Raw genomic sequence first — 13,820 nt, forward strand, 5'->3', positions numbered from 1 at the left:
CACTTTTTGCAACTTATTCATCTCGCTTATTGAATTAAAGGGTGCTTTAGTTTAACAAAGAGTCGTAGCTGCGGCTCTTTTTCTTGTTCCACTAACGAAGCAGGTTACTTGAAGAAGGAATTTGAATAGGTGTGGTGAATCATCATAAGGAATGGAGAATAGAGGGGGGAACCGTTTGAAGAAAATAATTTTGGCTTTATTGTTGGGTTTATTACTAATCGGCTGCTCAAATACCAAACAAACAGTAAAAGAAACGAAAGAAGTGAAATGGGAAGAAAGTGCGACATTGGTTCAGGAAATAGAAACCAAACAAGGAACAAAAATAGAAAATGTCTTTCGTATCGGTGATAATGGGAAACTTGGCTTTGGAGAATATGGACCTTTTATTGCAGGTCAACCACAGAAATATATGTGGCACTTTTGGGGAGATAAAGAAACACTGACAAAGCCATTTAAGGTAATCGGAGTCAGTAAAGAAACGGGCAAAGAAATAACGGTATTTCAAGTACAAGGACAAAACCTAGCTCCTAATAATGGGGCAGACCATCACTTACCTTCATCAATGATGTTGCCGAGTGGAGGTTTATGGCGATTAGAAGCTTATTTTGGAGACAAATTGTTTGGAAATATAGTTGTAAATGTAAAAGAATAAGTAAAGAATCTTGTTCAACTAACGGGTAGCGTTAGCTCAAGAACGATTTTGCTGCTTCGGCAGCCTTTTTTCGTTGTTCCACTAACGGGGCAGGTTAGTTGAATAATAGGACGCATTTGAACTATATTATGACATAAAAAATCCCCTCAAGTTTTTCTTGAAAGGAATCACGTTTGTTTTGCGTTTTCAAGTTTTGATTTAATTTGGTTATTTTGAGATATTATGACACTGCTAAAAATTATTGTTGCTACAAAGCCTAAAAGTGAAAAAAAGACAAAAACAGCCAAATTGGTATTATCACGCATAACAGAACCTCCCTTTAGTAATAAGTATAGTTTGTATAAAAAAACCATTTATTATTCGTAATGCATACTTCGAATAAAATGTGCAATAGAACAAAAGGTGCTTGTTCAACTAACCGGTAGCTTTACTTGAATAGCGGTAATGCCTTTTTCTTCTTCAAGTAAAGGGGCAGTTTAGTGGAAGAATGATTTTTTTTAAAATTAAAATACCCGACCGATTGGGAAGGGCATTTAATTTATTTTTCTTTTGCAATTTCTGTTCTATTAGGTGCAAGTGGAGGTTGTTCTAACCATTTATTTTGCACCATAATATTAAACCACTTTTTAGTAAGCATAAGATTTTGTAGAATGGTGCTTTCGTAAGTAGATACAAGGTCTGTTCGCATTGCAGACGCTAAACCTACCCCGTGATACGCTTGTGCAGCTTGGAATAAGAAACCAGTATGATACAACATTAACTTATCGGAAAAAGGAGAGTCTGTTGAAATTGTAACTTCAGTCTCCCACGACTTAGGAACTGGTAATTATCCGTTTGCATAATTTTTGAAAAATCTTTTATTTGTTGATTAGCTATTTTTTCAGCATACTCGAAAAATTTTCTTACTACTTTTGTTTGTGTGACTTGACTAAATGCAATTGCAAGAGTTTTTGCCATAATACTTTTCTTTAGGTTGAAAGAAATACTTATGATTTCTGTCGCTGCTAACGTTCTACCCTTTCCGAAAAATCCATCTGTGAAATCTTGGCTGGAAACATATTCAGGGTTTTCAGCAGGATAAAATAAAGGGTCTCTCTGAAAACTTCCTTTTTCAAGCAATAAATCAATTGTTTGATGATACATCCTTTTCCCATCGTTATCGCACGAGTCGTAAAAAAACCTTAAGTCCTCTCTGACAGAAACAGCCAATGAAGTGGAGTGTCCTAGCAAACCGTGTAAAGTCATAATGTGTAAATAATTTAAGCAAAAAATATCAGTGAACAATCTCGGTTTACCTTTAAAAAGGTAGGATTCCGTAAATCCAATGGGAATAGGAAATTTCTCGTTCTCCAAAAAAGCAACCATTTGTTGCTTTTGCTTTTCGAAAGTCTTGATAGCATCCTTAAAAATTGCTTTTATTGACTCGTCCTCAATAATAGAAATCATATATCTATTTACAATATCAACAGCTGTTCCATTTACATACTCTCCCCACAAAGTTCCTATTTCGGAAGAAGTGAGTTTTAATTTATCCTTTTCCATTCTGTCACCTCTTGGATATTATTTACCAATTCACCAAGAGATATGAATTTCTGATTTATAAAAAGATGACCAGTTTTAAGATTAGATGTAAAGTTTAATTTAGAATAATTAGCCGATTTTTCACTTGCGATTTATCCAAGAATAATTTTACTTTACTTAAAATTAATTTAAAGATTGTGAAGAATTACACTTAAACTAACGGGTGCGTTAGTTTAAGTACAACTCAAAAAAGGGCTCATTACAGTCTTTTTCGCCTAACCACCCCTTAAATTGAATTAATTGTCCATCCCACACGTACGATTAGGCTATTTTAGACGAGAGTAAATATCACTTGGGGCTGAAATGACAGGATTGCAGTTTTAACATTGCGGAGACTTTACAACGATGAAACGAAGAAAGCGACCAATAAGGTCGCTTTTTAATTTATTACGATATTTTATCTTCTTTTAAACTCAATTCAGTGAAATGAACAAGTTTAACTTGACCATTTCGGGCCCCATCCTCTACTATTTCACAGTATCCAGAAGCATATTGATATAACATAATATAATCCTTACCTTCAAAAATAACTTGTATTTTTCCCACCACACTCACATCCTATGACCTTTTAACTATGTTAACCTTAAATGAAGTCTTTGTCTGTGGATAGTTTGCGACATTTTGAAACTTATCGGAATAGAGTAAAGCGACTCCGAGTAGGAGCCGCTCTTTATTAAATTTTATATATTATTAAAGCATTATAGTAGCCGGAATCTAACTCAGAATGAGAATTATATTTAATATCCAAAATTTCTGCCTCACTATTTTCTTCACACCAAGTGTTTATCATGAGGTCCAAGCTTCGAACACTTGCAATAAATTTAGACTCAAAGAAAACAGTCCTAATTTGTCCAGCTTTACCTAACATTCTTCATCCCCCTTTGTTATTATTTTAAATAATATTCATGTTGCACTTATTATTAGTACTACTTATTAACAATTAACTTTACACCTACCGATTGAATTTGTTGTGAATCTTGAATCTCCTGCTTCAATGATTCCGCATGGAATACCTTAAACCCATACTCACCGTCTATTGCATAACGCTGATCGGATAATATTAGAACGTGTGGGAACGGCTTTGACATAATCCAGTGTTGAATAGATCAACATACCGCCCCATTTTCTCCGCCATTTGTTTTTCGGAATAGACTGTTTTTTGCACCTCGATAAAAAATGGCGTATTGCGATACATAGCAAAGATGTCTGGCTCAGCGTTGCCTTTACTGCCGTATTTCGGCTCAACTAAAAACGTTTCCAGCCGTCCAAGCTTCCGCATTTCCTTATAGACGTTCAATATTGCTAGCCAGTGGCCAATTTTAGCGCTATTCTTTTTTATCTGCGTTTCCGCTCCGAAATAGACAAACGGTTGAAAATTACTTGACCGCTCAATTTGACCGTCGCGAAGTAGTCTAAGCAAGACGGAATTCGCAGCGGTTATCGGATTCTTTAAGCCTCCGAAATGTAATTCGGCAATAGAGTCTCGATCCATCACACGGAATTTATTTAAATTGCGAATAATCGCTTTGTCGCGCTAAGTCAACATCGAGAAACACATCCTTCTCGGTTAATTCACTTTCCATTTTTTGAGACGTCGCAACATTTGACTTCGCAACGCCATTCCTACCGCCAGTAGCTTACGTATTTCCCACGATATATGTATAATGAATAGCCGTTCAGTTTGCGGATAGCTGCGCAATATACTGCCGATCAGTCCGCTATTCGACACCCCCTCGGTTTCGGAAGCCGTCCGTCCGGCAGGCGCTTCGTGTTAGTGATATCGCGAATATGTAATCTTTTGTACTGCCGGATGCCCTTGCGATATGCCACCGTATCCCTACCGTATTACTTTACATTACCTGCCATATTGCGAGATGATTATTCTGATTGTAAGATATGGACATTTCGGACACTTTAAAATTAGGAGGTGCTACCATGTCTTCGTGGATATACTCTCATTTTATAAACACGTTTTGGTTTGTATTCATTTTGATCTCGATACCTGCGTTTTTTTAATTTATTTAGCTTACTCAAATAAAAAACAAAAAATGCAGGATAATGACGATAGTTAAAATCAATAGCACCTACCGTTATTATCTTCCACATTACGTCACTTTACGTTGTAAATCGGAATCATACCGTGTTCCTTCTATTATATATCCGAGTATTCCACTAGGTAATATCGGACTATTCTTCGACAACTACCCCCGCTAATTTATTTATAACTAGTCCGCGGTTGTCCATTACTTTTTAGGACAACCCTTCATAACATAAAGTAACCTCAACGAAAGTTAAGTAAGCATTTACAAGGCGTCTAAATGGCGCTTTTTTTTCAGCCTAATCTACGACAGTCACCCTGGTAACATTCTCGAATGCCATCCGCTCGAATTCGCCAGGCTTTACCTCAATGCGGAGCTGATGCGTAATCGGATCAGCGTGGTGTATGCGGCCATCCATCTCCGTAGTAAAGCCGTCATCCCACACGGAGAGCTTTACCGCTAGATTATATTCCATCGCGTAGGCAATCCGCTGGTCAAACTCCTCCGTATCGAATTCGCTGAGTAACGGCCGTGGCTGGCGCTCTTGATCCTTAAACATTTTGCGCTGCTCTTCGAAGACTTGCGGCATAAAGGACGCTGCATTCCATTTAATTAAACCGCGATCTTTTATCGTCATTACGGTCAACTCCTTCGTTCTTAGTACACACGAACAAATGTTCCATATGGAATAAAAATAAAAACGCCACCGCGAAGGTGACGCTTTACATATCCGTATATAACGGTATAATGATTTTTGCGAGTATTTATCGGAACGGCAACGAAAAATTTATCGGAACGGTGACGCTTAATTCACCGCAATCTCACCGTAAATTCAACGGGTAAAACTGCGTCATACCAACGATCAAGATGCCTTGTGTTCAAGCCTCAATTTATCCGCAACCATGGCAATAAATTCAGAATTGGTCGGTTTTGCCTTAGACATGCTGACTGTGTATCCAAATAGCGAGGAAATGGAATCAATGTTTCCACGACTCCAAGCCACTTCAATCGCATGACGGATTGCTCGTTCCACACGGCTTGCTGTTGTGTTATATTTTTTGGCGATATCTGGATACAACACTTTCGTAATTGACCCTAAAAGTTCGATATCGTTATATACCATTGAAATGGCCTCACGTAAGTACAGATATCCTTTAATATGTGCTGGGACACCTATTTCATGAATGATGCTTGTAATACTAGCATCCAAATTTTTAGGTTTTTGCTCAGTTTGAGAACGATAAGTTGTTGATGTTGATTTTCGTGTAAATGAATTGTTATTTCCGCTAACTTGTCGAATATGGCTTCCTAAATTCTCCATATCAAATGGTTTCAAAATAAAGTAGGAAGCACCAAGTTCAACTGCTTTTTTTGTCACATCTTCCTGACCAAAGGCAGTGAGCATAATGACATTGGGAAGGACTCCCTTTTTAAGATCACGGAGGCGCTCAAGTACAGCCAAACCATCAAGATGCGGCATAATAATATCCAAAACTAGAACGTCAGGATCGGTTGTCGATAACATTTCTAGACACTCTTGTCCATTATGAGCAATTCCTACAACTTCCATATCATCTTGGGACGAAATAAAGTCCTCTAATAATCCAACTAGCTCCCTATTGTCATCAACGACACAAACTTTAATTTTCTTCACTTCTAGTTCCTCCTCGGGTTTAAATCATAAGATCTATTTCATCTAACATTTCTAATCAGTTGTATTCTCCTAATTCTATTCTAAATTAGAAATTCGACAATGCAACAAAAATTCCTCTCATTTTTTTAATATTTCTTAAAATAGTGATAAAATCTTATCTTTTCTTTGTTTTTCTCACCTTTTCGACGTAAACTGCGTTATTTCTAAAATATGGATGTTTTTTGTCGAAAAATGTTTATGTAAAAAGCAAAATAGGGGGATTTTCCTATTTTGCTCCAATGTCCTAACTCGCTTTATTTTTTGGCAATTCATATATGTTAATTCCAGCTTCATTTAACATCCATTCAATGTGTACCCCATAACCTGAGGTTGGATCATTAACAAAAACATGTGTAACTGCTCCAATTAGTTTTCCATCTTGAATAATTGGGCTGCCGCTCATCCCTTGAACAATACCTCCTGTTTTTTTAAGGAGCTTAGGGTCGGTTACTTTTATTACCATGCCTTTGGTTGCTGGAAACTTTTGCGGGATTGTGCTGACAATTTCGATATCAAATTCTTCTACTTGGTCATCATTAACGACCGTTAATATCTTTGCAGGTCCTTCTTTTACTTGATGTGATAATGCGATAGGAAGTGGTTTATCCATAACACCATTTTTTAATTCTTTTACCATTTCACCAAAAATACCAAATGGGCTGTTCTTTTGGATATTACCAACGATTTCTCGGTCCGAAGAAAAGCGGGCAAGTTTTTCACCAGGGTCTCCGTTACTTCCTTTTTCAATAGAAGTTACGGTAGACCGGACAATTTGTCCATCTTCAACAACAATTGGCTGTTTTGTATCCATGTCTGATATTACATGCCCAAGGGCACCATATTTCTTAGATTGTGGATGAACAAAGGTCATTGTTCCAATTCCTGCAGCGGAATCTCTAATATATAAACCAAGCTTATAAATATTTTCCCCTTTGTCTTTTAATGGGGTTAATTGTGTAGTAAATTTTCCACTTTCCCGACTAATAACCAAATCGAGAGGTTTTCCTTCTTGTCCTGCGGTTTGTACAAATGGTGCTACATCTGACATTTTTTCAATTTTATTACCGTTAATTTCAGTAATGATATCCCCAATTTTTATACCAGCAATTTCACCTGGAGACTTTTTTCCAGAAATAGTATTGATTAAATGGTGGCCCACAACCAAAACGCCGACTGTGTTTAATTTTACGCCGATTGACTGCCCGCCTGGAATGACTCTAAAATCCTTTAAGACGCGTACGTCAACCTTTTTTATAGGAATCCCTGCAAACTCTAACAGCATTTCATTTTTTCCATTTTCAGTTGCCTTCATTGAAACCGTATGTTTTCCTTGATCAAGTGTAATATTCGAATTGTGAGAAACCAAAGCGGCTGATACCGGGGCAGCCTTTTGAAAATTATAGTCTTGTCCTTCAAAAACTGTAATTGTTTTAGGTATCGCAAGGTATTGCTGTATAGGCTGAAAAAAAATAAGGCTAATTAATGAAACAAGGAGAATTCCACCAATAATCTTTCTAATTATTTCTAACTTCAAATTCTTCACTCTCCTCGCTTCTTTTCATTACATTGAAATGGCTACATCTTTAATTTTGCCTCCTTGACAATCATTTATAACTTGGTTCTACATAAAAAAGCTACCCGAAATGGATAGCATTACAATTTTTATTAAAAATATAGAAATTTTAGCCTTTTTAAGGCAAATGTTTCAGTTTAGTGACTTGTCAAAGCACTACCACTTTTTTTGTTTTCTGCAGCTAAATATAATAATTCTTCTGCATGTTTTTTAGTGAGGTCAGTTATTTCTGTTCCAGATATCATCCGGCCAATTTCATTAATTTTTTCATTAATCTCTAACGGGGTCACAGAAGTTTTCGTTCTACCCCCTTTTATGATCTTTGAAATGAACAAGTGAGTATCAGCCATGGCTGCTACCTGAGGCAGATGCGAAATACACAAAACCTGTGATTCGGCAGCCACCTTATAGATTTTCTCCGCAATCGATTGGGCAACCCTGCCGCTCACACCAGTATCTACCTCATCGAAAATAATGGATGTTACCCCTTGATGCTTGGAAAAAATACTTTTTAATGCCAACATAATTCTTGATAATTCCCCTCCAGAAGCAACCTTTGATAAGGGCTTCAATGGTTCTCCAGGGTTAGTTGAGATAAAAAATTCTATATGATCCACACCGTTTTTTGTAAATTGAATGGTATTTGTTTCAAAACGAATTTCAAAAACAGTTTTCGCCATATACAATTCTTTTAATTCTTTATGTATTAACCTTGTCAGTTTATCAGCCCATTTAAGACGAATTTCAGTTAACTGCTTCGCTTCAAGGATTAAGTCTTTTTTTACAGAAGTTAATTCTTTTTCTAATTCGCTTATATGTGTTTCTTTATTTTGCAATGTTTCAATTTCTTCTTCAATATTTGCAGCATACTCTAATATTTCATGAATTGTTTTTCCGTATTTTCGTTTTAGCTGATTAATTTCATTCAACCGGTCTTCAATTTCATGTAACCGTTGCGGGTCGAACTCTAATATATCTAATTCATTTCTTAATGCACGCGCCGCATCTTCTAATTGGTAGTAGCTATTCGAGACAGATTCATAGATGTCTTTATACGCCGTATCAAGTGCCGCAGCGTCTTCTAGGTGCCCCATAACCATACTAATCCAATCCAGCCCTTTTTGTTCTCCCTGCAAGGCTGTATGGCTGGACTGGATGGCTCCAAATACTCTTTCGAAATTAGTTAGTTTTCTTTTTTCCTCAAAAAGATCTTCATCTTCATTGAGCTTTAAATTTGCCTTTTGAATTTCATCCAATTGAAACTGTATTAAATCTAGCCGATGGGCAGTTTGTTGATCATTTTCACTTAATGCTTTTAACTTTTGGAAGGTTTGCTCATAACGACGAAATACTTGCTGGTATTCACCTTGCGAAGGTACTATATCATCTGCTCCAAATTGATCTAGCAGTGTTAGGTGTCTTGAGTCATCCATTAACTCTTGATGCTCATGCTGACCATGGATATCAACGAGTGTTCCTCCGATTTCCCTGAGAATGGAGATTGTCACAAGCTTTCCATTCACACGGCAAACACTTTTACCGGTTTGGGCAATGTCTCGTCGTAAGATTACCGTTCCTTCGTCAATATCAATCCCGAATTCTAAAGCTTTAGCAATTACCGGATGTTTGTTATCATCAATCTGAAAAAGCCCTTCGATTTCCGCCTTTTCCTCTCCATGACGAACAAATTCTGCAGACCCTCTGCCACCAACTAATAAATGAATAGCATCAATGATGATTGATTTACCTGCACCCGTTTCACCCGTTAAAACCGTTAATCCCTTTGTAAAGGTTACAGATAAGGCTTCGATAATAGCGAAATTTTTAATGGATAATTCTGCTAACAAGGATCATTCCCCCAATTAAAGCATATCTAGGAACCGGTTTGTGATAACTTCAGTATCTTCCGGAGTTCGACAAATGATTAACATTGTGTCATCCCCACAGATGGTCCCTAATATTTCATCCCAATCGAGATTATCGATTAGTGCGCCAATTGCCATTGCATTACCTGGCAGGCACTTCATGACTAGCAAATGACCTGCCGCATCAATCCGTACAAACGCATCGATTAATGATCTTTTCAGCTTTTGTAATGGATTAAATCTTTGGTCAGCAGGTAAGCTGTACTTATATCGTCCATCGCTTAATGGAACCTTAACAAGATGTAATTCTTTAATATCCCTAGAAACGGTTGCTTGTGTTACATTATAGCCAGCACTTTTTAGTTCATCCACTAACTCGTCCTGTGTTTCGATATCATTAGTAGCAATGATTTCTCTTATTTTTATATGGCGTTGGCCTTTGTTCATTGTTTCACCCCATAATAGTTAAAACATCTAAGTAATATGTACTAACACGCTCTTATACACATGTTAGCCGATTTTTACAAGCTTGTACATTTTTTCTTGTGTAAAAGGGGGGAATTTTCATTCCATAAGAAGAAAAGGATAAGCATCAGCCTACCCTTCTGAATTTTGTTTTGTTTTAAATTCCACGTGTGATTCCTTTACAATTTCAATGGGGGTGACAAGTAATTGATTAACTCCAATTTCCCGTTCCCCTTCCCATTTTAGATGGAGCAGGTACTCAATGTTCCCATCCCCGCCAGTGATTGGTGAAAAGGATAAGTTTTTTATTGTGTATCCTTGCTGAAAGGCAAAATTAATGATTTTATCAATTACTTGTAAATGTACTTTTTCATCACGAACGATCCCCTTTTTACCAACCTGTTCACGTCCAGCCTCAAATTGCGGTTTTACTAGTGCTATGACGTCACTTCCAGGGACTAAGAGTGTTTTTAAGACAGGTAATATCAACGTTAAGGAGATAAACGATACATCGATTGTGGCGAAATTTGGCATCTCTCCAATTAAATCGGCAGGTGTTACATAGCGGAAATTTGTCCTCTCCATTACTACGACACGTTCATCCTGTCTAAGTTTCCAAGCAAGCTGATTATAGCCTACATCCAAAGCATAGGACATTTTTGCACCGTTCTGTAATGCACAATCGGTAAAGCCGCCAGTTGAAGATCCAATGTCGAGCAATACTTTGTTCGTAACACTCACATCAAATACCTTCAAAGCCTTTTCAAGCTTTAATCCACCACGGCTTACATACGGAAGGATCTTCCCTTTGATACTAAGTGGAATATCCGTTTTCACCTTTTCTCCTGGTTTATCCAACCGCTCTTCGTTTGAATAAACTAGCCCTGCCATAATCGTTCGTTTTGCCTTTTCTCTGGTTTCAATTAAACCTCTTTCTACAAGTAAAACGTCTAACCGTTCTTTATTTTTCATATTTTAAGCCCTTTGTTGTTTTTTTCTAGCTAGTATAGAAACCCGTTTGATTACCTCTTCCGTCGTTAAACCAATTTCTTTAAGAAGTGAGTCAACATCTCCATGTTCAATAAATTGGTCCGGGATTCCGATTCTGTCGATGTGCGCGTGATAAAATCCTTGGGTTTGTGCGTACTCCAGAACTGCACTCCCAAACCCCCCTTGTAAAACTGCTTCCTCAATGGTAAGAATCGGCATATTTTTCACAAGTAGATGAGTCAGCATTTTTCCATCCAAAGGCTTGATAAACCGGGCATTGACAACTTTGACGGAGATCCCCTTCTTTTCAAGCACCTCAGCTGCTTCTAAGGCCATTGGAATGGTGGTTCCAAAGGTTAGGATAGCCGCATCATCGCCCTCTTTTAGAACCTCCCACGTCCCAATTGGAATGGCTTGAAAATCCTTATCCAATGGGACACCAAGTCCATTCCCACGCGGGAATCTCATGGCAATAGGACCGTCATCATAATTCAGTGCGGTGTAAACCATATGCTGACCTTCATTTTCATCCTTTGGCATCATTAACACCATATTAGGGACATGCCTTAAAAAAGCAATATCAAAAACTCCTTGATGGGTTTCACCATCGGCACCCACCAATCCAGCACGGTCGATTCCCATAAAGACATTTAAGTTTTGTCGGCAAATATCATGAACCACCTGATCATAAGCCCGCTGTAAAAAGGTTGAGTAGATCGCCAGAAAAGGCTTCATATTTTGTGTAGCTAATCCCGCAGCGACTGTCGCTGCATGCTGCTCTGCAATCCCTACATCATACATTCGCTCAGGGAACTCACCTGCAAAGCCTTCGAGTTTAGAACCAACAGGCATAGCTGGTGTAATCGCAACAATCCTTTCATCCGTCCTGGCAAGCTTTCGAACCGTTTCACTGACAAGGCTGCTCCATGCAGGGGGCGGTGTTTTTACCGGCTTTACGAATGCACCTGTGTCCATTTTATATGGTCCAGTTCCATGCCATGTACCTGTTTTATCACTTTCTGCCGGCTGATAGCCTTTTCCCTTTTTAGTGATGACATGAAGAAGAATCGGACCTTCTGTCTTTTTAGCATAGCTGAAGTTCTCAAATAATGCTTCAAAATTATGACCATCAATTGGGCCGAGATAAGTAAATCCTAGTTCTTCAAAAAACATACCGGAAACAAATAAATATTTAAGGCTGTCTTTCACTCTTTCAGCGGTTGCAGCTAATTTCCCGCCCACTGCAGGTACTTTTTTCAACAGTACTTCAAGCTCATCTTTCACCCATTGATATTTTCCAGCCGTCCGCAATTGACCAAGAATATTATGAAGTGCACCAACATTAGGAGCGATTGACATTTCATTGTCATTTAAAATGACAATCATATCTTTTTTCTCATGACCAATATGATTTAAGGCTTCTAACGCCATTCCACCTGTTAAAGCCCCGTCGCCTATAACTGGAATAACAAATGATTTTTCCTTTTTTAAATCTCTAGCAATTGCCATTCCCATAGCAGCAGAAAGAGATGTAGAACTGTGACCTGTTTCCCAAACATCATGCTCGCTTTCAATCCGTTTAGGGAAGCCGCATAATCCTTTATATTGCCGTAATGTATCAAACTCACTTGCTCTGCCCGTTAAAATTTTATGAACATAAGATTGATGTCCCACATCCCAGATAATCTTATCTGTGGGACTGTTAAAACATTTATGTAAGGCTATGGTTAATTCGACTACACCTAAATTCGGTCCAATATGGCCTCCAGTTACAGACAGCTTTTCAATCAAAAATGTGCGAATTTCTTGACTTAAAGCCTCTAATTCGATATTCGACATGCCTTTTAAAAAGGCTGGGTCTTTTATTGATAACAGATCCATGTTTGGATCACTCACTTTCATACTTTTATGCATTCTTCTTTTTGTCATTGTGTTATATTACACATTTAAATAATTAAGTTTTGATTAAAAAATAGCCGCTAACACGAGAGTGATAACGGCATTGACAACGTTTTCTACAATGAAAACAATTATAACACACTTATTTCAATGCCTCAAATACCGTTTTCTAATGGTCTCTTGAAGCAACTAATTCCGTTATTTCCATCAGAAGGGTCGTATTCAAGCCTGTCATACCCAGATATTGCTTTGATAGATTTATTTGTTGATTCAAGGCTGCAATTGCCCCTTCTAACGATAACAACTGCGGATACGTACTTTTATGATTGGAGGTATCACTACCAACAGGTTTCCCAATCAATTGCTGATTGCCCACCAAATCAAGAATATCATCTTGGATTTGAAAAGCGAGTCCTAGATGATGGGCGAAGGAGGAAAGATTTTTTAATTGTTCCTGATTTGCACCCGCCATTATTGCTCCTGCCAGTACGCTAAATCCAAGCAGCTTACCCGTTTTATGGATGTGTATATACTCAAGTTCTTCGAGAGTTAAGGATTTCCCTTCTCCTTCCATATCTGCAACTTGACCACCAACCATTCCTTCCGTTCCAGATGCCTTTGCCAACTCAATCACTAATTTTAGTTTTGTATCTGCTGAAGCGAATTCAGTTGGAATATTCCCGATTACCTCAAAGCTATATGTTAATAAAGCATCTCCTGCTAAAATCGCAATAGCATCACCAAAAACTTTATGATTTGTGGGTTTTCCTCTTCTAAGGTCATCATTATCCATGCTTGGCAAATCGTCGTGGATTAGGGAATATGTATGAACCATCTCAATGGCCGAAGCAGCAAGAAGCCCATTTTTGGGGTCTACCCCAAATGCTTCTAGAGTAGCGAATAATAAAAGGGGGCGAATTCGTTTACCTCCTGCTTCAAGTGAATAGATCATTGATTCCTTAATAATAGGAGGGGCGTCAAGCTTATTAACCAGAGTCCGAAGCTCCGAATCAAGCTGAAGTTTATATTCTCGTGCAAATACATCTAGTAACCCGGTTCCCAA

At 37.9% G+C, this 13,820-nt stretch carries 13 protein-coding genes and 1 pseudogene; 1 reads left to right on the top strand and 13 read right to left on the bottom strand.

Annotated elements, in window-relative coordinates; genetic code table 11:
* The first annotated feature begins 175 nt into the window (after nt 1-175).
* Nucleotides 176-652 carry a DUF4871 domain-containing protein gene (locus tag J7E77_RS06025; protein WP_251028003.1) on the top strand — a complete coding sequence of 159 codons (477 nt, stop codon included), beginning with the start codon at nt 176-178 and terminating at the stop codon, nt 650-652.
* A 167-nt stretch (nt 653-819) separates the two neighbouring features.
* Here J7E77_RS06025 and J7E77_RS06030 read toward each other — a convergent pair whose 3' ends face one another.
* The 13 genes and pseudogenes from J7E77_RS06030 to J7E77_RS06090 form a co-directional block, all read right to left on the bottom strand.
* Nucleotides 820-957, bottom strand: a complete 138-nt coding sequence (locus J7E77_RS06030) for a hypothetical protein (protein WP_186328945.1) — start codon at nt 955-957, stop codon at nt 820-822.
* Between the two features lie 233 nt (nt 958-1,190).
* Nucleotides 1,191-2,194 (bottom strand): annotated as a pseudogene (locus J7E77_RS06035) (DUF3231 family protein).
* 426 nt (nt 2,195-2,620) lie between these two features.
* Entirely contained in the window at nt 2,621-2,779 is a 159-nt protein-coding gene (locus J7E77_RS06040) for a hypothetical protein (protein ID WP_214713102.1), read from the bottom strand.
* 127 nt (nt 2,780-2,906) lie between these two features.
* A complete protein-coding gene (locus J7E77_RS06045) occupies nt 2,907-3,101 on the bottom strand; it encodes a hypothetical protein (protein WP_214713103.1) in 195 nt (64 codons plus the stop codon).
* Nucleotides 3,102-3,293: 192 nt separating this feature from the next.
* Complete coding sequence (locus J7E77_RS06050; protein ID WP_251027026.1) at nt 3,294-3,725, bottom strand: hypothetical protein; 432 nt, start codon at nt 3,723-3,725, stop codon at nt 3,294-3,296.
* Between the two features lie 845 nt (nt 3,726-4,570).
* On the bottom strand, nt 4,571-4,909 hold the full coding sequence (locus J7E77_RS06055) for a YolD-like family protein (RefSeq protein WP_214713104.1): 339 nt from the start codon (nt 4,907-4,909) through the stop codon (nt 4,571-4,573).
* Nucleotides 4,910-5,134: 225 nt separating this feature from the next.
* A complete protein-coding gene (gene spo0A, locus J7E77_RS06060; protein ID WP_214713105.1) occupies nt 5,135-5,926 on the bottom strand; it encodes a sporulation transcription factor Spo0A in 792 nt (263 codons plus the stop codon).
* A gap of 283 nt (nt 5,927-6,209) precedes the next feature.
* Nucleotides 6,210-7,499, bottom strand: coding sequence for a SpoIVB peptidase (spoIVB, locus tag J7E77_RS06065; protein WP_214713106.1), 1,290 nt, complete (start codon nt 7,497-7,499; stop codon nt 6,210-6,212).
* A gap of 176 nt (nt 7,500-7,675) precedes the next feature.
* A complete protein-coding gene (gene recN, locus J7E77_RS06070) occupies nt 7,676-9,385 on the bottom strand; it encodes a DNA repair protein RecN (protein WP_214713107.1) in 1,710 nt (569 codons plus the stop codon).
* 15 nt (nt 9,386-9,400) lie between these two features.
* On the bottom strand, nt 9,401-9,850 hold the full coding sequence (gene ahrC, locus J7E77_RS06075) for a transcriptional regulator AhrC/ArgR (RefSeq protein WP_088088912.1): 450 nt from the start codon (nt 9,848-9,850) through the stop codon (nt 9,401-9,403).
* 150 nt (nt 9,851-10,000) lie between these two features.
* Nucleotides 10,001-10,840: a TlyA family RNA methyltransferase gene (locus tag J7E77_RS06080; protein WP_214713108.1), complete on the bottom strand. Its 840-nt coding sequence runs from the start codon at nt 10,838-10,840 to the stop codon at nt 10,001-10,003.
* A 3-nt stretch (nt 10,841-10,843) separates the two neighbouring features.
* Nucleotides 10,844-12,739, bottom strand: a complete 1,896-nt coding sequence (gene dxs / locus J7E77_RS06085) for a 1-deoxy-D-xylulose-5-phosphate synthase (protein WP_214713150.1) — start codon at nt 12,737-12,739, stop codon at nt 10,844-10,846.
* 187 nt (nt 12,740-12,926) lie between these two features.
* Nucleotides 12,927-13,820: a polyprenyl synthetase family protein gene (locus J7E77_RS06090; protein WP_214713109.1), complete on the bottom strand. Its 894-nt coding sequence runs from the start codon at nt 13,818-13,820 to the stop codon at nt 12,927-12,929.

It is taken from the genome of Bacillus sp. ISL-77 (genome assembly GCF_018613105.1).